Genomic DNA, 22,020 nt, shown 5'->3' with positions numbered 1-22,020 from the left:
AGGTCAAGCTGTGATAGGTGATAAATGGCCGATTATCGTGAATCGCGTCACAAATAGAGCAGCGCTGCCGCTATTGCGGAATCGGCGTCAGACCGCCTTCGCGCTGCAGCGTCGCGATGAATTCGTCGGCGATGCCGGCGGCTGCGGCGATGATCACTTCCCCGCTGTCGATCGCCGGTCCCGGCAGCACCACCCGCGCACCGGCCTCGGCCGCGATCAGCGACCCGGCCGCGTAATCCCACGGCTTGATGCCGTGCTCGTAGTAGACGTCAAGTCGCCCGGCGGCCACCATGCACAGGTCCAACGCCGCCGACCCGATCCGGCGCACGTCGCGCACCGCCGGCAGCAGTCGTGCGAGCAACTCCGCCTGCGCCGCCCGCCGCCGCGGTGAATAGCCGAACCCGGTACCGAGCAGGGCCACGGACAACTCGGAGACGTCGGCGCAGCGCAGCGCAGCGGTGCCGGCCCGGTCTGTGACCTGGGCTCCCAGCCCCCGCCCCGCCGAGTAGATCCGGTCACCGACCACGTCCGCGACCGCGCCGGCCACTGAGGCCCCATCCATCTGGGCCGCTACCGACACGGCGTAGGCCGGCACGTCGTACATGAAGTTGACGGTGCCGTCAATCGGGTCGACCACCCAGGTGACGGCCCCGGGTGCCCGGCCGGAGACGTCGCCGGAGCCGCCGCCTTCCTCGCCCAGCACCGCATCACCGGGCCGCAGCTGAGTCAGCCGATCCCGGATGAAGCGCTCGGTCTCGGTGTCGACCACCGTGACCGGATCCGTCGGGCTGCTTTTCGTCTGGACCAGATCCCGAGTTGAGCCGGCCTGTGCACCGAAGACCTCGGCGCGGCGGCGCCGCACGAACTCGGCCGCCTCCGCCACCAGCGTCTCGGCCGTGGACCGTAGCTGCCCGGGATCACTCGATGTCGCCATCAGCCCATAGCAACACATCGGCGGGGGCTGTTGCATCCTCTGTGAAACCGCCGGCATCTGTCGCCGGGTCGGTATAGAATCGAACGTATGTTCGGTTCGTCAGAGTCTCGGCTGCCTACGCCGGGGTCGGTGGCGGAGTTCAACGCGTGGTTTGTGCAGCGTCACCCGCCCACGACGCCGGAGTCGGCGGCATTGGTGGATCGCATTGCTGCCTCGGCGCGGGCGGAGAATCGGGCCGCGGCGGCACACCTGGTGGCGATCGGGGAGTTGTTCGCGCTGCGGTTGAGCCAGTGCAGCGAGACTGAGGACTGGGCGATCGACACCACCGCAGCGGTGTGCGCCGAGGTCGCGGCCGCGCTGCGGATCAGCCAGACCTTGGCCGGCAGCCGCCTGCGCTATGCCCGGGCGATGCGGGAGCAGCTGCCCAAGGTCGCCGAGATATTCAAGGCCGGCGATATCGATTTTCGGCTGTTTCGCACGATCGTGTACCGCACCGAGCTGATCACCGACCGCGAGGTGCTGGCGGCCGTGGATGCCGAGTTGGCGCTCACGGTGCCACGCTGGCCGTCGCTGACCGCGGCCCGGCTGGCCGGCAAGCTCGACAAGATCGTGGCCAAGGCCGATGCCGATGCGGTGCGCCGCCGCCGGGAGCGGGCGGAGCAGCGTGAGATCGCGTTCAGCGATCAAGAGGGCGGGGTCTCGGAGATCTACGGCAGTCTGTTCACCACCGATGCCCGTGCTGTGGGCAAAGCGTTGGATGCGTTGGCGGCCACGGTGTGCGAGCACGATCCGCGCAGTCCTGCAGAGCGTCGCGCTGATGCAATGGGGGCGCTGGCCGCACGATCGGATCGGCTGGGGTGCCGCTGCGGGCGCCCCGATTGTGCTGCGGGTTCGCGTCCGGGGGCTTCGCCGGCGGTCATTCATGTGATCGCCGAGCAGGCCACGATCGAGGGCACCAGTGGCGAGCCGGGATGGCTGGTGGAAGCCGACGGGCTGGTCCCGGCGGAGATGATCGCCGAACTCGCCGCCTCGGCGCGGCTGGTGGCGTTGGTCCATCCCGGTGATGCCCCACCGGAGGCGGGATATGTGCCCTCGGCGGCGTTGGCGGCCTTTGTGCGGTGTCGGGATCTGACCTGTCGCTGGCCCGGCTGTGACCGTCCCGCCCTGGACTGCGACATCGATCACACCATTCCGTATGCCGACGGCGGCCCCACCCATGCCTCGAACCTGAAGTGTTTTTGCCGCACTCATCATCTGGTGAAGACGTTCTGGGGCTGGCGCGATGTCCAGCTGCCCGATGGCACCCTGATCGTGGCTTCACCGGCGGGGCACACCTATGTCACCACCCCGGGCAGCGCCCTGCTGTTTCCCCGCTTGTGTGTGCCCACCGGTGACCTGGCGCCATCGCAGCGGCAACCGGCGGCCGCGTGCGAGCAGCGCACCGCGATGATGCCGCGGCGCCGGCGCACCCGGGCCCAGAACCGCGCCGCACGCATCAACACCGAACGCAATCAGAACCGCAACGCCCGCGAAGCCCGCCGCGCCGCCCGCGCCGCGGCCCTCTGCCCCAAAGCGACACCCGGCACCGCCGACGACGACCCGCCACCCTTCTAAGGGAAGCTAGCCCCCGAGCCGGCGAAAACCGCTGCGGTGAAACACGATCGGCGTGATCTCGGGGTCCACCGTCAACTCGCAGACCCGCAGCACCACGATGGTGTGGTCGCCGGCGGGAACCAGTTGGTCGATCACGCTGCCCAACCACACCCCGGTGCCCTTGATGAACACGGCTCCGTCACTGGTGACCGTCTCCAGTCCGGCGAACCGGTCGCCGGTCTTGGCAGCCAGGGTGCGCGCCGCCACGTCGTGGGCCTCGCCGAGCACGCTGATGCCCAAGCGGGGCGCGTCTTTGAGCTTCGGCCACGTCGTCGAGGTGTTCTGTACGCAGAACGCCACCAAGGGCGGTTCCAGCGAGACCGGCACGAAGGTACTGGCGGCCAGGCCCACCCGGACACCGTCGATTTCGGCGGCGACAGCCACCACCCCGGACGGGAAATGTCCGAAGGCCTCCCGTAGCGCTGACGGGGTCAGATTGCTTGCGGAACTCACGTGCGCATTCACCGGGGACTCGTTCAGCTTGTCGGGTCTGGTCGGTGAAGAACCCTACCCGCCGCGCCGTGGCCTCGGCTGATCGGCCGGATCCCATCGCCGACCTCGGTGAGACCAACTGGTTGGTTAGTTAGCTATCAGGATGTAGCTCACACTGGCTTGCACTGTGGCCGCCGGGGGGTATATTTCAGTGCAGTTACTGGTGGGTAACTTAAGCCTGAGTACCCAACCACAGGTGGCATTCCATGAGGAGGAAGTAGTGAGCCACTACAAGAGCAATGTCCGTGACCAGGTATTCAACCTGTTCGAGGTCTTCGGCCTGGACCAGGTCTTCGGCCAGGGCGAGTACGCCGACCTGGACCTCGACACCGCTACGGAGATGCTCGGCGAGATGGTCCGACTGGCCGAAGGCCCGATTGCTGACTCGTTCGTCGACGGCGACCGCAACCCGCCGGTGTTCGACCCCGCCACGCACACGGTGACCCTGCCGGAGTCCTTCAAGAAGTCGGTGCGCGCCACCCTGGAAGGCGGCTGGGACCGGGTCGGCATCGCCGACGAACTCGGCGGCATGGCCATGCCCAAGGCACTGATGTGGGCGCTGCACGAGCACATCCTGGGCGCCAACCCGGCGGTGTGGATGTACGCCGGCGGGGCCGGGTTCGCCAACATCTTCTACCACGTGGCCACCGAAGAGCAGAAGAAATGGGCCGTGATCGCCGCCGAGCGTGGCTGGGGCTCGACCATGGTGCTCACCGAGCCGGACGCCGGCTCGGACGTGGGCGCCGGGCGCACCAAGGCCGTCCAGCAGCCCGACGGCTCCTGGCACATCGACGGTGTTAAGCGGTTCATCACCTCCGCCGACTCCGACGACCTGTTCGAGAACATCTTCCACCTGGTGCTGGCCCGCCCCGAGGGCGCCAAGCCGGGCACCAAGGGCCTGTCGCTGTTCTTCGTGCCGAAGTTCCTGTTCGACTTCGAAACCGGGGAGCTCGGTGAGCGCAATGGCGTGTTCGTCACCAACGTCGAGCACAAGATGGGCCTGAAGGTCTCGGCCACCTGTGAGCTCACCTTCGGTCAGCACGGGGTGCCGGCCAAGGGCTGGCTGGTCGGCGAGGTGCACAACGGCATCGCCCAGATGTTCGACGTGATCGAGCAGGCCCGGATGATGGTCGGCACCAAGGCCATCGCCACGCTGTCCACCGGCTACCTCAACGCGCTGGAGTACGCCAAGGAGCGGGTGCAGGGCGCCGACCTGACCCAGATGACCGACAAGACCGCGCCGCGGGTGACCATCACTCACCACCCGGACGTCCGCCGGTCGCTGATGACCCAGAAGGCGTACGCCGAGGGGCTGCGCGCGCTGTACATCTACACCGCCACCTACCAAGACGCCGCGGTGGCCGAGGCGCTGCACGGCGTGGACGCCGAGCTCGCGGTCAAGGTCAACGACCTGATGCTGCCGATCGTCAAGGGCGTCGGCTCCGAGCAGGCCTACGCCAAGCTCACCGAGAGCCTGCAGACCCTCGGTGGCTCGGGCTTCCTGCAGGACTACCCGATCGAGCAGTACATCCGCGACGCCAAGATCGACTCGCTCTACGAGGGCACCACGGCGATTCAGGCGCAGGACTTCTTCTTCCGCAAGATCATCCGGGACAAGGGCCAGGCGCTGGCACACGTCGCGGGCCAGATCGAGGCGTTCATCGCCAACGAGTCCGGCAACGGCCGGCTGAAGGCCGAGCGGGAGCTGCTGGCCACCGCGCTGGCCGACGTGCAGGGCATGGCGGCGACCATGACCGGCTACCTGATGGCCGCGCAGGAGGACATCTCCAGCATCTACAAGGTGGGGCTGGGTTCGGTGCGCTTCCTGATGAGCGTCGGCGACCTGATCATCGGTTGGTTGCTGGCCCGCCAGGCCGCGGTGGCGGTGGAGAAGCTCGACGCCGGCGTCGAGGGCGCCGACCGGGCGTTCTACGAGGGCAAGATCGCGGTGGCGTCGTTCTTCACCAAGAACTTCCTGCCGCTGCTGACCAGCACCCGCTCGGTGATCGATGCCATCGATAACGAGATCATGGAGCTCGACGAAGCGGCGTTCTAAGCGCTGTCGGCACGGACCGCGCAGGCCTCCGGGGCGATCCCCTGGAGGCCTGTTGCATTATCTGGCCGGATGAGGCGTGTCCTGATTTGTGGGATGTATGGCGTAGACGCCACGGGAGTGGGCGGCCCACACTGATGGCGTGACCCACAAAGTCGTCATACTCGGCTATCCCGGCATCCAGGCGCTGGACGTGTTCGGGCCGTCGGAGGTGTTCGCCACGGCGTCGGGGGCGCTGCTCGGTGCCGGCCGTGGCGACGACGGGTACGACGTCACGGTGGCCAGCGCCGGCGGCGCCGCGATCGCCACCAGCAGTGGGCTGGCGCTCGCCCCCACCCCGCTGCCCGACCCCACCGAGGCCCTCGACACGGTGGTGCTGCCCGGCGGCGTCGGCGTTCACCGGGCCCGGACCGACGCAGGCACCGTGGAGTGGATCCGCACTGCAGCGGCCCATGCCCGGCGGGTGGTCAGCGTGTGCACCGGCGCATTTCTGGCCGCACAAGCCGGGCTGCTCGACGGCTGCCGTGCCACCACCCACTGGGCGTCCGCCGATGCGCTGGCGCGCGAGTTCCCAGCGGTCACCGTCGACCCCGAACCCATCTTCGTGCGCAGTTCGGCGGCGGTGTGGACGGCGGCCGGCGTCACCGCCGGAATCGATCTGACCCTGGCGTTGGTCGAAGAGGATCACGGGACCGAGGTCGCGCAGACGGTAGCTCGCTGGCTGGTGTTGTATCTGCGCCGGCCCGGCGGCCAGTCCCAGTTCGCGGCTCCGGCCTGGCTGCCGAGGGCACGTCGAGCGCCGATCCGCGACGTGCAGGAACTGATCGAGTCCGAACCCGCCGGCGCCCACCGGATTTCCGATCTGGCGGCCCGTGCCGCGATGAGCCCGCGGCACTTCACCCGGGTCTTCACCGACGAGGTCGGGCTCGCGCCCGGCGCCTACGTGGAGCGGGTGCGCACCGAAGCTGCACGCCGACAGCTCGAAGAGACCGACGACACCGTCGTCGCGATCGCCGGCCGCTGCGGCTTCGGCACCGCAGAAACGCTGCGCCGCACCTTCATCCGTCGGCTCGGCATCTCCCCCGACCACTACCGCAAGACGTTCGCCTGACACCGAAGGGACAAATCCATGCAGATCGCGATCGTGCTGTATCCCGGCTTCACCGCCCTGGACTTCATCGGCCCCTATGAGGTGCTGCGCTGGCTGCCGGACACGCAGGTGCGGTTCGTCTGGCACGAGCCGGGGCCGATCACCGCCGATTCCGGTGTACTGATCGTCGGGGCCACCCACTCATTCAACGAAACACCGTCACCCGACGTCATTTTGGTGCCCGGCGGCATGACGACGACCGAGCACGCCCGCGACGAGAAGCTGCTGGACTGGGTGCGGCGCGCCCACGCGACGGCCACCTGGACGGCGTCGGTGTGCTCGGGCTCGATCGTCCTGGCCGCCGCCGGCCTGCTGGCCGGTAAGCGCGCCACCTCGCACTGGATGGCGCTTCCTGCACTCAAGGCGTTCGGGGTCACCCCGGTCAGCGACGAACGCATCGTGCACTGCGGTGACATCGTCACCTGCGCGGGGGTCTCAGCCGGTATCGATCTCGGGTTGTGGCTGGCCGGGCGGATCGGCGGCGAGGCCCGCGCGAAGGCGATCCAGCTGTCGATGGAGTACGACCCGCAGCCGCCGTTCGACTCCGGTCACATGTCGAAAGCGTCGGCGAAGACCAAGGCGGCGGCTACCGCGCTGATGGCCCGGGATCTGGCCACGCCGGCGCAGTTGAAGGCCTCCGCAATGCTGCTGTGGGACCGGGCTATCGGCGCGGCCCGGACCCGACGGGGCTAGCCGCGGCTCACCGGGGCAGAAGTTGGCCGCCGCTGGATCCCCTCAGTCCAGCGGCGGGCCAAGCCCAGGCTGCTCCGCGGTGCCGCCGGGGGCAGACGGCCACACGGAGCGAGCCGTGGGCGTCGACTACCCCGCGGTAACGCGGCACAAACCTGGTCTGCGGCGCAGACCGCTACGCCTCCAGGATGGCGGCCACGCCCTGGCCGCCGGCGGCGCAGATCGAGATCAGCGCACGCACCGGCTTGTTCTTCTTGGCGGCCTTGGCTTCAGCGATCTGCTTGGCCGCCTGGGCTACGATCCGCCCGCCGGTGGCCGCAAAGGGGTGGCCGGCGGCCAGCGACGAGCCGTTGACGTTGAGCTTGGACTTATCGATCGAGCCCAGCGCGGCATCCAGTCCCAGGCGTTCCTTGCAATAGTCCTCGGATTCCCACGCCGCCAGGTGGCACAGCACCGTCGAGGCGAACGCCTCGTGGATCTCGTAGAAATCGAAGTCCTGCAGGGTCAATCCGTTGCGGGCCAGCAGCCGCGGCACCGCGTAGGTCGGGGCCATCAGCAGCCCGTCGGGCCCGTTGACGTAGTCGACGGCGGCCGTCTCGGAGTCGACGAAGTAGGCCAGCGGGGTCAGCTTGTGCGCGGCCGCCCACTCCTCGCTGGCCAACAGCGCCACCGACGCGCCGTCGGTCAGCGGCGTGGAGTTGCCCGCGGTCATGGTGGCGTCGCCGGCCTTCGCGCCGAACACCGGCTTGAGCGTGGCCAGCTTCTCCGGGCTGGACTCGGGCCGCAGGTTGTTGTCCCGGTAGAGCCCCTGAAACGGTGTGACCAGGTCGTCGAAGAAGCCACGGTCGTAGGCGGCGGCCATGTTGCGGTGGCTCGCGGCGGCCAGCTCGTCCTGGTCGACCCGTTTGATTCCCATCTGCTTGGTGGTGATCGCCTGGTGCTCGCCCATGGAAAGGCCGGTGCGGTTCTCCTTATTGGCCGGGATCTCCACGCCCAGGGCGGCGGGCAGCTTGCCGACCAGCTTGAGGCGCTGCATGTTCGACTTGGACCGGCGCAACGCCAACAGCGTGCGGCGCAGCTCGTTGCCGACCTCCAGGGGCGCGTCGGAGGTGGTGTCCACCCCGCCCGCGGCGGCCACCTCGTAGCGACCGGCGGCGATACCGTCGGCTGCGCAGATCGCCGCCTGCAGGCCGGTGCCGCAGGCCTGCTGCAGATCGAAGGCGGGCGTGTACGGCGACAGCGCCGAGCCGAGCACGCACTCGCGGATCAGGTTGAAGTCACGGCTGTGCTTGAGCACCGCGCCGCCGATCACCGCGTCCAGCTTCTCGCCGGACAGCCCGAACCGGTCGACCAGGCCGCCGAGCGCCGCGGTGAACATGTCCTGGTTGGACGCGCTGGCGTAGGCGCCGTCGGACCGTGCGAACGGAATGCGGTTGCCACCGAGAACGGCGACGCGACGTCGCGCGCCGGTGTCGGCGGGTGTGGACTTAGCAGCAGATCCAGATGCCACGATCTCTCCGTCTACTGGGGCGCCCCGCATTGCCGGGGCGGTTGGACGTGATACTACCCAGTATTCTTACTCTGGAGTAAGTTCGTTGTCGACACCGTCGCCTGCACCAGGCACGTCCCCACACGGAAGGCAGCTACGTGGCTCCCAAGCTTCCCTCGGACTTGTTGTCCCAGATCATGAACTCCGGCCCCGGATCGTTTTTGGCCAAGCAACTCGGCGTTCCGCAGGCCGAGACGCTGCGCCGCTACCGGGTCGGCGAGCCGCCGCTGGCCGGACCGCTGCTGATCGGCGGCGAAGGCCGGGTGGCCGAGCCGCTACGCGCCGCACTCGCCGGCGACTACGAGGTGGTCGGCGACAACCTCGGCGGCCGGTGGGCCGACTCCTTCGGCGGGCTGGTCTTCGACGCCACCGGTATCACCTCGCCGGCCGGGCTGACCGCGCTGCATGAGTTCTTCACGCCGCTGCTGCGCAACGTGGGCCGCTGCGGGCGGCTCGTCGTGGTCGGCACCACCCCGGATGCGACCGGCAGCGTCGACGAACGGATCGCGCAGCGCGCGCTGGAGGGCTTCACCCGCTCGCTGGGCAAGGAGCTGCAGCGCGGCGCCACCGTGCAGCTGGTGTATCTGTCCCCGGACGCCAAGCCCGGCGCCACCGGCCTGGAGTCGACGATGCGGTTCATCTTGTCGGCCCGCTCGGCCTACGTCGACGGGCAGGTGTTCTACGTCGGCGCCGATGACGCCACCGCGCCGGCCGACTGGGACCGCCCGCTGGAGGGCAAGGTGGCGATCATCACCGGCGCCGCGCGCGGCATCGGGGCCACCATCGCCGAGGTGTTCGCCCGCGACGGCGCCAAGGTGGTGGCGATCGATGTGCCGGGTGCCGCCGAGGCGCTGGAGAAGACGGCCGCCCGGGTGGGCGGTACCGCGTTGGCCCTCGACGTCACCGCCGACGACGCAGTCGAGCAGATCACCGCGCACCTCAAGGAACACCATGGCGGTAAGGCCGACGTTTTGGTCAACAACGCCGGGATCACCCGCGACAAGCTGCTGGCCAACATGGACGACGCCCGGTGGAACGCGGTTCTGGCCGTGAACTTGCTTGCACCGCAACGCCTCACCGAGGGTTTGGTGGCCAATGGCAGCATCGGCGAGGGCGGCCGGGTGATCGGTCTGTCGTCGATGGCCGGGATCGCCGGCAACCGTGGCCAGACCAACTATGCGGCCACCAAGGCCGGCATGATCGGGCTGACCGACGCGCTGGCGCCGGTGCTGGCCGCCAAAGGCATCACGATCAACGCCGTCGCCCCCGGGTTCATCGAAACCGACATGACGGCGGCGATCCCGCTGGCCACCCGCGAGGTCGGCCGCCGGCTCAACTCGCTGTTCCAGGGCGGCCAGCCCGTCGACGTCGCCGAGTTGATCGCCTACTTCGCCGGTCCGGCGTCGAACGCGGTTACCGGCAACACGATCCGGGTCTGCGGCCAGGCCATGCTGGGGGCATGACCGTGAACCAACCGAGTGGATGGAAGAACATGTTGCGTGCGGTCGCTGGGGCGCTGCCGTTCGTTCCCCGCGCCGGCACCCTGCCGGACCGCACGCTGCGGGTCGACGAACTGGCCATCGACCCCGGCCATGTCGCCGAGTACGCCGCGGTCACCGGGCTGCGCTACGGCGACCAGGTACCCCTGACCTACCCGTTCGCGTTGACCTTCCCCACGGTGATGGAGTTGGCCACCGGCTTCGATTTCCCCTTCGCCGCAATGGGTTCGGTGCACACCGAGAACCGGATCGTCCAGCACCGGCCGATCGCGGTCACCGACACCGTCGGCGTCAGCGTGCACGCGGAGAACCTGCGCGAGCATCGCAAGGGCCTGCTGGTCGACATCGTCACCGACATCAACGTCGGCAACGATCCGGCCTGGCATCAGGTGACGACGTTTCTGCATCAGCAGCGCACCAGCCTGTCCGACGAACCGAAGCCGCCACCAGCCAAGCAGCCCAAGCTGGGCCCGCCGAACGCGGTACTGCGGGTCACCCCGGGCCAGATCCGCCGCTATGCCTCGGCCGGCGGCGATCACAACCCGATCCACACCAGCGGCCTCGGCGCCAAGCTGTTCGGCTTCCCTACCGCGATCGCTCACGGGATGTTCTCCGCGGCAGCGGTTCTGGGGAACATCGAGGGTACGCTCCCGGACGCGGTGGACTACTCGGTGCGGTTCGGCAAGCCCATGCTGCTGCCGGCCAGCCCGGGTCTCTACGTCGAGCGGGTCGGCGGCGGCTGGGATCTGGCGCTGCGCAACATCGCCAAGGGCTATCCGTATCTGACCGCCATGGTGCGAGCGCTCTAGCCCATCAGTCACCTTCGGCAGGGACGCCGGCCGCCCTGAGCAGGTTGGCCTTGCTGACCTCCCAGTGGGCACTGATGAAATCGAGCCCCCACACCGGGATCGAGATCACCAGTCCGCGGACGACCACCATCACCGTGTCCATGTAGTCGACCGCGGAGAAACCCGGAGCGGGGGCAGGCAGCGCTTCGGCAGAGGCGACGGCCAGGCGAAAGATGTGCTGCTCCAACGACTTCACCGTCTCGGCGACCTGTGGGTCCGTCCAACACGCGGCCCACAGCTGCGCGACGGAAAGTGCCTGCGGCGTAGTGAATTCGCGCCAGATCAGGTCAAGGAAGCCGCTCAGGTCGAGTGCGGCGGTCGCGGCAGTCTCCTCGAAGTGGACGCGGGCTTGATTCGCCAGTTCGACGGCAAGCTGGGCGACCGCCGCTGTCACCAGGTCATCGCGGCTCGGGAAGTGGTACATCACCGTGCTCTGCGAAACGTTCACGGCCCCGGCCACCCGGCGCGTCGTGACCGCCGCAACTCCCTCGTTCCGCAGTTGCTCGACCGCCGCAGCCACCAGTGCTTGACGCGTGGCAGCGCGCTGTTCGGCCCGCGTGGCGTGTTTCATTGGGATTCCCCTATTGCGTCGACATGTGCGTCACAGCTAATCTGACTGATCAGGTGAACAGTCAACCGCGGCTCAAGTCATTGTAAGGACGGGCGCTATGACCGGTCGGATCCTCCGCTCTCTCAACCTCCTGCCGCTGGCGCTCGCCCCCGCCGTCGCACTGAGCGTCGTACCCGGGCTGAACCCGGCCGTGACGAGATCGGTTCTGGCGCAAGCAGAGTTGTTGGACACCGAGTCGTGGATCATGGGCGGCAGCGGCCTGCCGATACCTCCCCAGAGCTACATCGACGCGCTGAGCGCCCGCTACATCAACCCCGCCACCCCGTTCTTCGACGGCCAGCCCCGCTACCCGGTGGACGCGACCAACGGTCTGTTCACGCCGGAAGGCCTGTACCCCAACAGCGGCGTCAAAAGCCTCGAGCTGGATCCGTCGTTGGCCCAGGGCGTCGCCATCCTGCACAACACGATCGACCAACAGATCGCCGAGGGGAACAACCTCGTCGTACTGGGCTACTCGCAAAGCAGCACCATCTCCACCATGGTGATGCGCGATCTGCTGGCGCTGCCCGCCGACCAACGGCCGACCGCCGACCAGTTGGCCTTTGTGCTGCTCGGCGCGCCCAACAATCCCAACGGCGGCTTGTTCGAACGTTTCGACGTGTTGACCGACGGCAGCTACCCGACCATCCCCAGCCTGGGCATCACCTTCAACGGCGCGATCCCGGAAGACACCCCGTGGGACACCACCGTCTACACACTCGAGTACGACGGCTATGCCGACTTCCCGAAGTACCCGATCAACTTCCTGGCCGACCTCAACGCGGTCCTGGGGATCATCTACGAGCACACGATCTATCCGAACCTGACCGACGAGCAGTTGGCGACGGCCATCGAACTGCCGATGAGCGAGGGCTACGACGGCAACACCCACTACTTCATGATTCCCAGCGAGATCCTGCCGCTGTTGATGCCGCTGCAGTCCATCCCGGTCATCGGCCAGCCGCTCTATGACCTGCTGGAACCGAGCATGCGGATCCTGGTGAACCTGGGCTACGGCAGCATCACCGACGGCTGGGCGGCCGGCCCGGCCGATGTGGCCACCCCGTTCGAGTTTCTCCCGACCGACCTCAACTGGGGTGAGGTCCTGACGGCGCTGGGCAACGGCGCGCAGCAGGGCTGGACCAACTTCGTCAACGACCTGTCGAATCTGTCTTTCCCCAGTGCGGCGGATCTTTTCGGTTCATCGGCCGGAGACGTTGCGGCGCTGTCGATGCCCAGCCTCACCGAGATCGTCAACGCGTTCACCAGCGTCACCTCGACGGCGTATGCCGCGCTGCTTCCCACCGCCGACATCCTCACCGCCATGCTCACCACGGCGCCGGCGTATGCCTTCGAGGTGTTCGCCCAGGAACTCGCCCAAGGTGACATCGTCAACGCCATCGGCCTGCCGCTCGCCGGCGTCGTCGGATTAGGCACCCTGGCAGCCGGTTTCGAATTCCTGGCCATCAACGGCGCGATCAGAGACATCACCGCGACCCTCCAGGATCTGTTCCAGGCAGGCTAGGGCGCACGCCTGAACGCCCTTACCCGGCGGCAGCGCTCTCCGCGCCATCACGGCCGCCGGGGGCTTCCTTGAGCCCTCGCCAGAACAGGTCGATCATCAGCTGGCCCGCCTCGTCGACGTCGGTGTCGCCGGTGCTGACCCGGCTGGCGATCGCCTCGCCGGCGCCCACCAGCGCCACCGCCATCAGCTCGAAGTCGACGCCAGGCTCGGGGTTGCGGGTTCCGGCCCGCAACAGCCGGCCGACCAACTCCACGATCCGCTCGCGGCCCTCCCGCACGGTGTGGGCGAACGCCTGTGAGCTGGTGGCCTGCGCATACATCACGATCCATGACGCCCGATTGGCGTCGATGTAGTGCAGGAATGATCGGATCGTGTTGCGCAGCAACTCTTTCGGGGGCTGCTGGAAGTCGATGGCGGTGCGCACCGCCTCGACGAAGCGCTGCAGCTCCCGGTCCAGGCACGCCCCGAACAGCTCCTCCTTGGAGCCGTAGTACAGGTACAGCATCGGCTTGGAGATCTGCGCGGCCGCCGCGATCGAGTCCATCGAGGTTTCGTGGTAACCGTTGATCGAGAACATCTGCACGGCGGCGTCGAGCATCTGCTGTTCCCGCACGGCCCGCGGTAACCGCTTGCTGCCAGCTGCCATCGCTCGGAGTCCTTCCGCGTTCTGCCTGACGGACGATCTTACCGAAGAGTAACTTCTGCGGATGGCGACGCTGGGATCAGCCGTGGCAGTGGGTGCCGGGCTTTTTGGCCGCGGCCACCCGCGCCAGCGAGGCGTCGATGCCCTCCTGCTTCAGTTCGCCGGCGGCGACCGCCTGCTCGAGGCGGTCCAGCACCGCCGGGACCTCGTCGGTCGTCACCCACAGCGCGACGTCGACACCGGCCTGCAGGCTGCGCAATACGGCCTCGGCCACGCCGTAGTGCTCGGTGATGGCGGCCATGGACGACAGGTCGTCACTGAACACCAGCCCGCCGAAGGCCGGGCCGTGATAGTCGGTGCCGGTGCGCAGCAGGCCAACCGCGGCCGGGCTCAGGCTGGCGGGGTCCTCGGTGAGGCCGGGCACCTCGAGGTGGCCCATCATCACTGCCACCGGCCCCTGGGTGACCAAAGTGCGGTACGGCACCAGGTCGTCGTCTTGCAGCTGCGCCAACGGCGGCGTGCTCACCGCCCCGGCGGTGTGCGAGTCACCGGAGCCGTGCCCATGCCCGGGAAAGTGCTTGAGCACCGGCAGCAGCCCGGCATCGCGCAGCCCGTCGGCGTAGGCCCCGGCGTACTCGGTGACCCGGGCCGGATCCGAACCGAACGAACGGTCCCCGATCACGGTGTCGTCGTCGGTGCCGGCGTCCACCACGTCGACGACGGGCGCGAAGTCGATGGTGATGCCCAGGTCGGCCATCTTGCGGCCCCGCTCGGCCGCCAGCTCGCGGACCTGCGCGACACTGCGCGTGGCGGCCAGGTCCTTCGCCGACGGCGAGGACCCGATCAGCGACGACAGCCGCGACACCCGGCCGCCCTCCTCGTCGACACTGACCGCCAGCGGCAGCGGGCCGGTAGGGGCTTGGCTTTCGTGGATCTCCTTCAAAGAACCATCGGTCAGCATCGACAGCTCAGTCCAGCTGCCGATGAAGATGCCGCCGACATGGTGGTCGGTCACCACCGCCCGCGCATCGGCCGCATCGCGCACCCCGACCATCACCAGCTGCGCCAACTTGTCCCGGATCGGCAGGGCCGCCAGCTGCTCGCAGAGCTGATCCGCCCCTGCGGCGGCGGCCTTGGTGGACTCCGAGGGCTCCGGAGAGGACACCGCAGGCGTCTCCGAGCGGTGCGAGCAGGCCGCCACCAGCGCCGGCAGCATGACGGCCGCCACTAGCAGACCGGGCAGTTGTCGAGTCAGCGATCCGGGCATCGCACCATGCTGTCACGGCCGGAAAATCCGGGCTGGCAGGGCCCGCATGCTACGTTGACGGGCGGGGGTTCAGCGGGGGCAGCGTTTGGTAGTGCCCCGAGATCACGTCGCGGGACTGCGGAAGGAGCCAGACCATGCCTCGGTTCGTGGTGCCGGCGGCCATCAGCATCGTCGTCGGGGTGTTGCTCGGCGCGGCGGCTGTTTTCGGGGTCACCCTGATGGTCCAACAAGACACCAAGCCGCAGATCGCCGGTGGCGACCCGGCGTCCTCGGTGCTGAACAGGGTGGAATACGGCAACCGCGGCTGACCTGCGTACGCCGCCAGTTTCCGGCCACCCCCAGGCGGAGTCGCAGGATGTAACACCGTTGTCGCGGCGCTGGCTGTGGCTGGTCAGTGCGGTCGCTTTGGCGTGCAGCTTCCTGCAGGCGCCCGGCCGGATCTCCCCCGACACCAAACTCGACCTGACCGCCGATCCGCTGCGGTTCTTGGCCCGCGCGGTCAACCTGTGGAGCAGCGAACTGCCGTTCGGCCAGGTCCAGAACCAGGCCTACGGCTACCTGTTCCCGCACGGCGCCTTCTTCCTGATCGGCGACCTGGCTGGGCTGCCCGGCTGGGTCGTCCAGCGGCTGTGGTGGGCCCTGCTGCTCACGGTCGGATTCTGGGGCCTGCTGCGGGTCGCCGAGACGCTGCGGATCGGGACGCCGACGGCGCGGCTGATCGGCGCCGCGGCCTTCGCCCTATCCCCGCGGGTGTTGACCACCCTGGGCTCGATCTCCTCGGAGACGCTGCCGATGATGCTGGCCCCGTGGGTCCTGCTGCCGGTGATCCGGGCACTGAGCGGTACCGAAACCCCCGGGCGCGGTGTGCGCCTGCTGGCCGGCCAGGCCGGGGTCGCGGTTGCCCTGATGGGCGCCGTCAACGCCGTCGCGACGCTGGCGGGTTGTCTGCCGGCGATCATCTGGTGGCTGTGTCATCGCCCGAACCGGCGCTGGTGGTCGTTCACCTTCTGGTGGCTGGTGGCGTTGGCGCTGGCCGTGACATGGTGGGTAATCGCCCTGGTGTTGCTGGGCCGGGTGAGTCCGCCGTTCCTGGACTTCATCGAATCCGCCGGCGTGACCACCCGCTGGACGTCGCTGACCGAGATGCTGCGCGGCACCCACAGCTGGACACCGTTCGTCGCACCGAACGCCACCGCTGGGGCGCCGCTGGTCACCCGCCCGGTGCTGATCCTGGGCACCTGCCTGGTGGCCGCCGGCGGTCTCGCCGGCCTGACCGGCCTGCTGCGCCGCGGGGTGCCCGGCGCCGGGCGGCTGGTGACCATGCTGCTGATCGGGGTGACCCTGCTGGCGATCGGCTATGCCGGCGGTCTGGGTTCGCCGCTGGCCCACCCGGTGCAGGCGTTCCTCGACGGCGCCGGCGCCCCGCTGCGCAACATACACAAGCTCGAGTCGGTGATCCGGATCCCGCTGGTGCTGGGGTTGACCTACCTATTGGGGCGGATCCCGCTGCCGGGCAGCACGCCGGCGCCGGTGTGGCGGCGCGCCTACGCCCACCCCGAGCATCACAAGGCGGCGGCGGTCGGCCTGGTGCTCCTGACGGCGCTGATGGTCAGTACGTCGCTGGCCTGGACCGGCCGACTCACCCCGCCCGGGACGTTTGCCGAACTGCCCCAGTATTGGCGCGATGCCGCGGCCTGGCTCAGCGCACACCGTGACGGCGGACCGACCCCGGGGCGGGTGCTGGTGGCGCCGGGGGCACCGTTCGCCACCCAGACCTGGGGGAACAGTCACGACGAACCCCTTCAGGTGCTCGACGTCGGTCCGTGGGGGGTACGGGACTCGATCCCGCTGACCCCGCCGCAGACCATCCGGGCCCTGGACTCGGTGCAGCGCCTGTTCGCCGCCGGCCGCCCGTCGGCCGGGCTTGCCGATACCCTTGCCCGGCAAGGCATTTCGTATCTGGTGGTGCGTAACGACCTGGATCCCGACACCTCGCGGTCGGCCCGGCCGCTGCTGGTGCACCGCGCCGTCGACGGTTCACCGGGGCTGCACCGGGTGGCGCAGTTCGGCGAGCCGGTGGGCTCGGGCACAGTACCGGGATTCGTCGCCGACAGCGGCCTGCGCCCGGCCTATCCGGCGATCGAGATCTACCGGGTCGACTCGGGGGCCGGCGGGAATCCGGGCGCGCCGTATCTGGCCGAGCTCGACGCGATGCCGCGGGTCGCGGGCGGCCCGGAGGTGCTGCTGCGGCTGGACGAGCACCGCCGGCTGCGCGGCGGGCCGGTGCTCGGCCCGGTGCTGATGACGGCCGACGCGCGGCGCGCCGATCTGGGTGGCCCCCGCCACGGGGTCACCGTCACCGACACCCCCCTGGCCCGCGAGACCGACTACGGCCGGGTCGACGACCATTCGTCGACGATCCGCGCCGCCGGCGACGCCCGCCACACCCACAGCCGGGTGCCGGACTATCCGACGCCCGGTGCCGCCACCGTCTTCGGCGGCTGGATCGGCGGGCGGCTCACCGCGTCGAGTTCCTCCTCGGACGCCACCACACTGCCCGACGTCGCGCCCTCGACATCGCCGGCCGCGGCCATCGACGGCGACCCGGGCACCGCGTGGGTGTCCAACGCACTGCAATCGGCAGTCGGTCAGTGGCTGCAGGTGGATTTCGATCGCCCGTTGACCAACGGCACCATCACCGTGACACCCAGCGCGACGGCCGTCGGCGCGCAGGTACGCCGAATCCAGATCTCCACGGTCAACGGCACCACCACGCTGCGGTTCGACCACGCCGGCAAGCCGCTGACCGCCGCGCTGCCCTACGGTGAGACGCCCTGGGTGCGCATCACGGCGTCGGGCACCGACGACGGATCGCCCGGCGTGCAGTTCGGTATCACCGACCTGTCGGTCACCCAGTACGACGCCTCCGGTTTCGCCCATCCGGTCGACCTGCGCCACACCGCCTTGGTCCCGGCCCCACCGGCCGGTGCGCAGGTGGCGCAGTGGGATCTGGGGGCTGGCTTACCGGGCCGGACCGGGTGTGCGGCGACCTCCGAGACGGTTCGCTGTGCGGCCTCGATGATGCTGGAGCCCGAGGAGCCCGCCACCTTCAGCCGCACCCTGAACGTGCCGCGGCCGATGTCGGTGACCCCGACGGTCTGGGTGCGCCCACGCCAGGGGCCCAACCTGGTCGATCTGGTCGCCGAGCCGGGCACCGTACGAGCTCACGGCGACGCCGATGTGCTCGATGTGCTCGGGTCGGCGTACGCCGCCGCGGACGGCGATCCGCGTACCTCCTGGACGGCGTCGCAGCGGGTGGTCGCCCACCGATCTCCGCCGACGCTGTCCATCAGCTTGCCGCGGCCGGTCGAGGTGACCGGATTGCAGTTCACCGCCAGCAGGTCGCCGCTGCCGGCACGGCCCACGCTGGTGGCCGTCGATCTCGGCTCGGGCCCGCAAGTCAGGCAGCTGGAGGAGTCCAATGATCAGCGGTTGCGCTTGCAGCCGCGGGTCACCGACACCGTCAAGATCAGCCTGTTGGCCTGGGAAGACGTGATAGACCGAACCGCGATCGGCTTCGACCAGCTCAAACCGCCGGGGCTGGCCGAGGTCAGCGTGCTCGGCGCCGACGGCCGTGCGGTCGCCCCGGCCGACGCCGCCCGCAACCGGTCACGGCGAGTCAGCGTCGGCTGCGGGCACGGCCCGATCATCGCGATCGCCGGGCGGTTCGTCCACACCTCGATCACGACCACCGTGGGCGCCCTGCTCGATGACGAGCCGGTGCCGGCGCAGCCCTGCGATTCGCAGCCGATCGCACTGCCGCCCGGCGAACAGGAGTTGCTGATCAGCCCGGGGTCGGCGTTCGTCGTCGACGGTGCGACGCTGTCGTCACCGGCGGCCGCGCGCCAGGTGGCCGGAGCCGCGACGACGCCCGCTGTCATCGGCACCTGGAGTGCGGCTCGCCGGGAGGTGACGGTTTCCGGCGCGGCGACCTCCCGGGTGCTGGTCGTTCCGGAGAGCATCAACAGCGGTTGGGTGGCGCGCACCCCTGATGGCACCCCACTGGTTCCGGTCGCGGTGAACGGCTGGCAGCAGGGCTGGGTGGTGCCGGCGGGCACGGACGGCACGATCACCTGGGAGTTCGGGCCCAACCGGATGTATCACCTGGGGATGGCCGGCGGGCTGGCCCTTTTGCCGCTGTTGGCGCTGCTGGCCTGGTGGCCGGCGCGGCGCGTCCGCGATCCCGGGCCGCCGGCCCGGCCCTGGCGGCCCAGCCCGCGAATGGCGGTGGTCGGCGCGCTGACGGTCGGCGCGCTGATCGCCGGGACCGCCGGAGCCGCGGTGTTCGGGGCGGTGCTGGTGATGTTGTTCGTGCTGCGGCATCGGCAGCGCGCGTTCGATGCGGCGCGGCTGGGGTTGAGTGCCGGCGGCGTGATCCTGGCGGGAGCGGTGTTGTGCCGCCATCCGTGGCGGTCGGTGGACGGCTATGCCGGCCATTCGGCGGGGGTGCAGTTGGCGGCGCTGGTCTCGGTGGCGGCGCTGGCCGCGACTGCGGCGGTGGTCGCAAGCGCGGCGGAGCCTGCGGAGCCGGGCGCAGCGGGCCACCGCGACTAACCCCGGTGGTCGCAAGCGCGGCGGAGCCTGCGGAGCCGGGCGCAGCGGGCCACTGGGGCCCATGGGAACTTGGGATCAGGGTGCGGCTTCGAGCTTCTCGATCTGGGTGTTGAACAGCTTCACCAATGCCTCGGCGTTCGCCGCCTCGTCGGCCTCATCGGTCTCGGTTCGCAGCCCGATGTCGTTGCTGGTGGCGACGACGAGCACGCCACGGTAGTAACCGGAGATCGTCGAAGCGGTGATCGCGATCGGCAGCCGGATGGCGGCCTTGCTGGAACTGGTGATCACCGTCGCGACCGCCCAGGGCGGCACCCCTTCGGCGTCCAGCGGGCTGAGCTGGATATCAGTGGTCACGCTACGCCCACCGGCCTCGAAGGTCTGCTTGAACGACTGGCACTTGTCCAGGAACGCCTTGAGATTGGGGTGGTCCGGCGTAAGAGCCAGGCGCACCCTCATCGAGTGCAGTCCACCGGGTTGCAGCTTGGCCAACGTGGCCGTCGCCGTCTGGGTGGCCGACTTGGGGCTCGAGTAGAAGTCCGCGCATTCCGGCGGGTCGACGGTCAGATTCGGCATCTCCGAAGGGGTGTCGCCGGCGCTGTTGACCCCGCTGATCCACTTGCCGCCCGTGGAGTCCGGAAAGGACGCCCGGTCGACCAGCATGTCGGAGGTCAACTCGGTGATGTCGGGCTTGCGGGAGGGCTTCTCCTCGGCGGTGAGGCGACCACCGAAGCTCAACACCAGTCCGACGATCACCACGACCGCCACCGCCGCCGCGGCTAGCGAAAGCCACAGCACCTTGCGTGACCTGTGCTCGGGCACCGGCATCGGCCACGGCGCCCCGTAGGGCGGGTAGGGGACCGGAGTTGCCGCGCCCTGACCGAAGTCGTCCACCCACAGCTGCCAACCCGGAGGCGGCGGCGGCCACGACGGATCCGGCGCCCAGTTGGCGTCCGGCGCCCAGCCGGGCGGCGCGGGCGGCCAGTTGGGCGGGGGGTTGAAACGCATCCGTTGACTCCCGTATCGATGTCTGAGGCTGGCTCGTCGCGAGCCTACGCGGTTCGATGGTGGCAGGCTGGACCTGCACACGCCACACCGCAGCGCCCGAAGGAGACCCCGTGCCCGCAATTGCCACCACCAACCCGGCGACCGGGGAGACCGTCAAGACGTTCACCGCAGCCACCGAGGCGCAGATCGACGCCGCGATCGCCCGCGCCGCAGCCCGCTTCACCGACTACCGTCGCACCGATTTCGCCCAGCGCGCCCGGTGGACGCACGCGGCCGCGGACCTGCTGGAGGCCGAAGCCGACGAAGTCGCCGCGATGATGACGCTGGAGATGGGCAAGACCCTGGCCTCGGCCAAGGCCGAAGCGCTCAAGTGCGTCAAGGGCTTCCGGTTCTACGCCGACCACGCCGAAGCGCTGCTGGCCGACGAGCCTGCCGAGGCCTCGACGGTGAACGCGTCGAGGGCGTTCGCGCGTTACCAGCCGCTCGGGGTGGTGCTGGCCGTGATGCCGTGGAACTTCCCGCTCTGGCAAGCGGTCCGGTTTGCTGCGCCGGCCCTGATGGCCGGCAACGTCGGCCTGCTCAAACACGCCTCCAATGTGCCGCAGACCGCGCTGTACCTGGCAGACCTGTTGTCCCGCGCGGGTTTCCCCGACGGCTGCTTTCAGACCCTGCTGATCGGCTCGGGCGCCGTCGAGCGGGTGCTGCGCGACCCGCGGGTGGCGGCGGCCACCCTGACCGGCAGCGAACCGGCCGGGCGGTCGGTCGCGGCGATCGCCGGCGACGAGGTCAAACACACCGTGCTGGAACTCGGCGGCAGCGACCCGTTCATCGTGATGCCCTCCGCCGACCTGGAGGCCGCCGTGGCTACCGCGGTCAAGGCCCGGGTACAGAACAATGGCCAATCATGTATCGCGGCAAAGCGGTTCATCGTCCACGCCGACATCTACGACGATTTCGTGGCCAAGTTCACCGATCAGATGGCGGCGCTGCGGGTCGGCGATCCCACCGACCCGGAGACCGACGTCGGGCCGCTGGCCACCGAGCAGGGCCGCAACGAGGTCGAGCAGCAGGTCGACACCGCAGCGGCGGCCGGCGCGGTGATCCGCTGCGGCGGCAAGCGACTCGACCGCCCGGGCTGGTTCTACCCGCCGACCGTGGTCACCGACATCACCCGTGACATGGCGCTGTTCACCGAGGAGGTGTTCGGCCCGGTGGCGTCGGTCTACCGCGCCGCAGACATCGATGAGGCGATCGAGATCGCCAACGCGACCACGTTCGGCCTGGGATCGAACGCCTGGACCCGCGACGAAGCCGAGATCAGCCGATTCGCCGACGAGATCGAGGCCGGCCAGGTCTTCATCAACGGGATGACGGTGTCCTACCCGGAGTTGCCGTTCGGCGGGATCAAACGGTCGGGCTATGGCCGGGAGCTGTCCGGACACGGCATTCGCGAGTTCTGCAACCTCAAGACGGTGTGGGTGGCCTGAG

Annotated in this window: 17 protein-coding genes; 10 read left to right on the top strand and 7 right to left on the bottom strand. The window is 69.3% G+C overall.

The genetic code is table 11. The features are described 5' to 3' along the window. Positions 1 to 70 precede the first annotated feature (70 nt). Positions 71 to 934 carry an inositol monophosphatase family protein gene (locus AC5Y4Q_RS09390; RefSeq protein ID WP_064920461.1) on the bottom strand — a complete coding sequence of 288 codons (864 nt, stop codon included), beginning with the start codon at positions 932 to 934 and terminating at the stop codon, positions 71 to 73. Positions 935 to 1,021: 87 nt separating this feature from the next. Between AC5Y4Q_RS09390 and AC5Y4Q_RS09385 the strand changes: the two genes are divergently transcribed. Next, positions 1,022 to 2,548 (top strand): HNH endonuclease signature motif containing protein, encoded by a 1,527-nt coding sequence (locus AC5Y4Q_RS09385; RefSeq protein ID WP_499958717.1) that lies wholly within the window; start codon positions 1,022 to 1,024, stop codon positions 2,546 to 2,548. A gap of 6 nt (positions 2,549 to 2,554) precedes the next feature. Here AC5Y4Q_RS09385 and AC5Y4Q_RS09380 read toward each other — a convergent pair whose 3' ends face one another. Then, entirely contained in the window at positions 2,555 to 3,040 is a 486-nt protein-coding gene (locus tag AC5Y4Q_RS09380; protein ID WP_499958715.1) for a flavin reductase family protein, read from the bottom strand. A gap of 259 nt (positions 3,041 to 3,299) precedes the next feature. Between AC5Y4Q_RS09380 and AC5Y4Q_RS09375 the strand changes: the two genes are divergently transcribed. From AC5Y4Q_RS09375 to AC5Y4Q_RS09365, 3 genes are all read left to right on the top strand, one after another. Beyond that, positions 3,300 to 5,135: an acyl-CoA dehydrogenase gene (locus AC5Y4Q_RS09375; RefSeq protein ID WP_064920227.1), complete on the top strand. Its 1,836-nt coding sequence runs from the start codon at positions 3,300 to 3,302 to the stop codon at positions 5,133 to 5,135. Positions 5,136 to 5,274: 139 nt separating this feature from the next. Then, positions 5,275 to 6,243, top strand: coding sequence for a GlxA family transcriptional regulator (locus tag AC5Y4Q_RS09370; protein WP_064920217.1), 969 nt, complete (start codon positions 5,275 to 5,277; stop codon positions 6,241 to 6,243). Positions 6,244 to 6,261: 18 nt separating this feature from the next. Beyond that, on the top strand, positions 6,262 to 6,975 hold the full coding sequence (locus AC5Y4Q_RS09365; RefSeq protein WP_499958712.1) for a DJ-1/PfpI family protein: 714 nt from the start codon (positions 6,262 to 6,264) through the stop codon (positions 6,973 to 6,975). A 172-nt stretch (positions 6,976 to 7,147) separates the two neighbouring features. Here AC5Y4Q_RS09365 and AC5Y4Q_RS09360 read toward each other — a convergent pair whose 3' ends face one another. Then, on the bottom strand, positions 7,148 to 8,512 hold the full coding sequence (locus AC5Y4Q_RS09360; protein WP_109535567.1) for an acetyl-CoA C-acetyltransferase: 1,365 nt from the start codon (positions 8,510 to 8,512) through the stop codon (positions 7,148 to 7,150). Between the two features lie 107 nt (positions 8,513 to 8,619). Between AC5Y4Q_RS09360 and AC5Y4Q_RS09355 the strand changes: the two genes are divergently transcribed. Beyond that, entirely contained in the window at positions 8,620 to 9,984 is a 1,365-nt protein-coding gene (locus AC5Y4Q_RS09355) for a 3-oxoacyl-ACP reductase (RefSeq protein ID WP_064920216.1), read from the top strand. Between the two features lie 2 nt (positions 9,985 to 9,986). Then, positions 9,987 to 10,829 (top strand): MaoC/PaaZ C-terminal domain-containing protein, encoded by an 843-nt coding sequence (locus tag AC5Y4Q_RS09350; RefSeq protein WP_064920225.1) that lies wholly within the window; start codon positions 9,987 to 9,989, stop codon positions 10,827 to 10,829. 4 nt (positions 10,830 to 10,833) lie between these two features. On the opposite strand, the gene AC5Y4Q_RS09345 is transcribed toward AC5Y4Q_RS09350, so the two are convergent. Further along, complete coding sequence (locus AC5Y4Q_RS09345) at positions 10,834 to 11,439, bottom strand: TetR/AcrR family transcriptional regulator (RefSeq protein WP_064920215.1); 606 nt, start codon at positions 11,437 to 11,439, stop codon at positions 10,834 to 10,836. Positions 11,440 to 11,536: 97 nt separating this feature from the next. Here AC5Y4Q_RS09345 and AC5Y4Q_RS09340 point away from each other — a divergent pair, with 97 nt between their 5' ends. After that, positions 11,537 to 13,003, top strand: coding sequence for a PE-PPE domain-containing protein (locus AC5Y4Q_RS09340; protein WP_499958709.1), 1,467 nt, complete (start codon positions 11,537 to 11,539; stop codon positions 13,001 to 13,003). Between the two features lie 19 nt (positions 13,004 to 13,022). On the opposite strand, the gene AC5Y4Q_RS09335 is transcribed toward AC5Y4Q_RS09340, so the two are convergent. Both AC5Y4Q_RS09335 and AC5Y4Q_RS09330 read right to left on the bottom strand, forming a co-directional pair. Beyond that, positions 13,023 to 13,649, bottom strand: a complete 627-nt coding sequence (locus AC5Y4Q_RS09335) for a TetR/AcrR family transcriptional regulator (RefSeq protein ID WP_064920213.1) — start codon at positions 13,647 to 13,649, stop codon at positions 13,023 to 13,025. A 76-nt stretch (positions 13,650 to 13,725) separates the two neighbouring features. Further along, positions 13,726 to 14,913 (bottom strand): glycoside hydrolase family 3 N-terminal domain-containing protein, encoded by a 1,188-nt coding sequence (locus tag AC5Y4Q_RS09330; protein ID WP_082952468.1) that lies wholly within the window; start codon positions 14,911 to 14,913, stop codon positions 13,726 to 13,728. Between the two features lie 134 nt (positions 14,914 to 15,047). On the opposite strand from AC5Y4Q_RS09330, the gene AC5Y4Q_RS09325 reads away from it, so the two are divergent. Together AC5Y4Q_RS09325 and AC5Y4Q_RS09320 are read left to right on the top strand one after the other, a co-directional pair. Beyond that, on the top strand, positions 15,048 to 15,221 hold the full coding sequence (locus tag AC5Y4Q_RS09325) for a DUF2613 domain-containing protein (RefSeq protein WP_019738802.1): 174 nt from the start codon (positions 15,048 to 15,050) through the stop codon (positions 15,219 to 15,221). A 58-nt stretch (positions 15,222 to 15,279) separates the two neighbouring features. Beyond that, on the top strand, positions 15,280 to 19,527 hold the full coding sequence (locus tag AC5Y4Q_RS09320) for an alpha-(1->3)-arabinofuranosyltransferase domain-containing protein (RefSeq protein ID WP_499958706.1): 4,248 nt from the start codon (positions 15,280 to 15,282) through the stop codon (positions 19,525 to 19,527). Between the two features lie 75 nt (positions 19,528 to 19,602). Here AC5Y4Q_RS09320 and AC5Y4Q_RS09315 read toward each other — a convergent pair whose 3' ends face one another. Beyond that, positions 19,603 to 20,532, bottom strand: a complete 930-nt coding sequence (locus AC5Y4Q_RS09315) for a hypothetical protein (RefSeq protein WP_064920212.1) — start codon at positions 20,530 to 20,532, stop codon at positions 19,603 to 19,605. 110 nt (positions 20,533 to 20,642) lie between these two features. Between AC5Y4Q_RS09315 and AC5Y4Q_RS09310 the strand changes: the two genes are divergently transcribed. Next, the gene (locus AC5Y4Q_RS09310) at positions 20,643 to 22,019 is read left to right on the top strand and encodes an NADP-dependent succinic semialdehyde dehydrogenase (protein ID WP_499958704.1); all 1,377 of its coding nucleotides are present in this window, start codon (positions 20,643 to 20,645) and stop codon (positions 22,017 to 22,019) included. Position 22,020: the final 1 nt, after the last annotated feature.

Source organism: Mycobacterium sp. NGS16, from assembly GCF_059813225.1.
Note: the sequence above shows the minus strand (reverse complement) of the source record. Positions and strands in the feature narration are given on the sequence as shown.

Coding starts and splice junctions, on each gene's coding strand:
- AC5Y4Q_RS09390 (WP_064920461.1), bottom strand. CDS start 934: ATGGCGACATCGAGTGATCCCGGGCAGCTACGGTCCACGGCCGAGACG.
- AC5Y4Q_RS09385 (WP_499958717.1), top strand. CDS start 1,022: ATGTTCGGTTCGTCAGAGTCTCGGCTGCCTACGCCGGGGTCGGTGGCG.
- AC5Y4Q_RS09365 (WP_499958712.1), top strand. CDS start 6,262: ATGCAGATCGCGATCGTGCTGTATCCCGGCTTCACCGCCCTGGACTTC.
- AC5Y4Q_RS09360 (WP_109535567.1), bottom strand. CDS start 8,512: ATGCGGGGCGCCCCAGTAGACGGAGAGATCGTGGCATCTGGATCTGCT.
- AC5Y4Q_RS09345 (WP_064920215.1), bottom strand. CDS start 11,439: ATGAAACACGCCACGCGGGCCGAACAGCGCGCTGCCACGCGTCAAGCA.
- AC5Y4Q_RS09340 (WP_499958709.1), top strand. CDS start 11,537: ATGACCGGTCGGATCCTCCGCTCTCTCAACCTCCTGCCGCTGGCGCTC.
- AC5Y4Q_RS09335 (WP_064920213.1), bottom strand. CDS start 13,649: ATGGCAGCTGGCAGCAAGCGGTTACCGCGGGCCGTGCGGGAACAGCAG.
- AC5Y4Q_RS09330 (WP_082952468.1), bottom strand. CDS start 14,913: ATGCCCGGATCGCTGACTCGACAACTGCCCGGTCTGCTAGTGGCGGCC.
- AC5Y4Q_RS09325 (WP_019738802.1), top strand. CDS start 15,048: ATGCCTCGGTTCGTGGTGCCGGCGGCCATCAGCATCGTCGTCGGGGTG.
- AC5Y4Q_RS09315 (WP_064920212.1), bottom strand. CDS start 20,532: ATGCGTTTCAACCCCCCGCCCAACTGGCCGCCCGCGCCGCCCGGCTGG.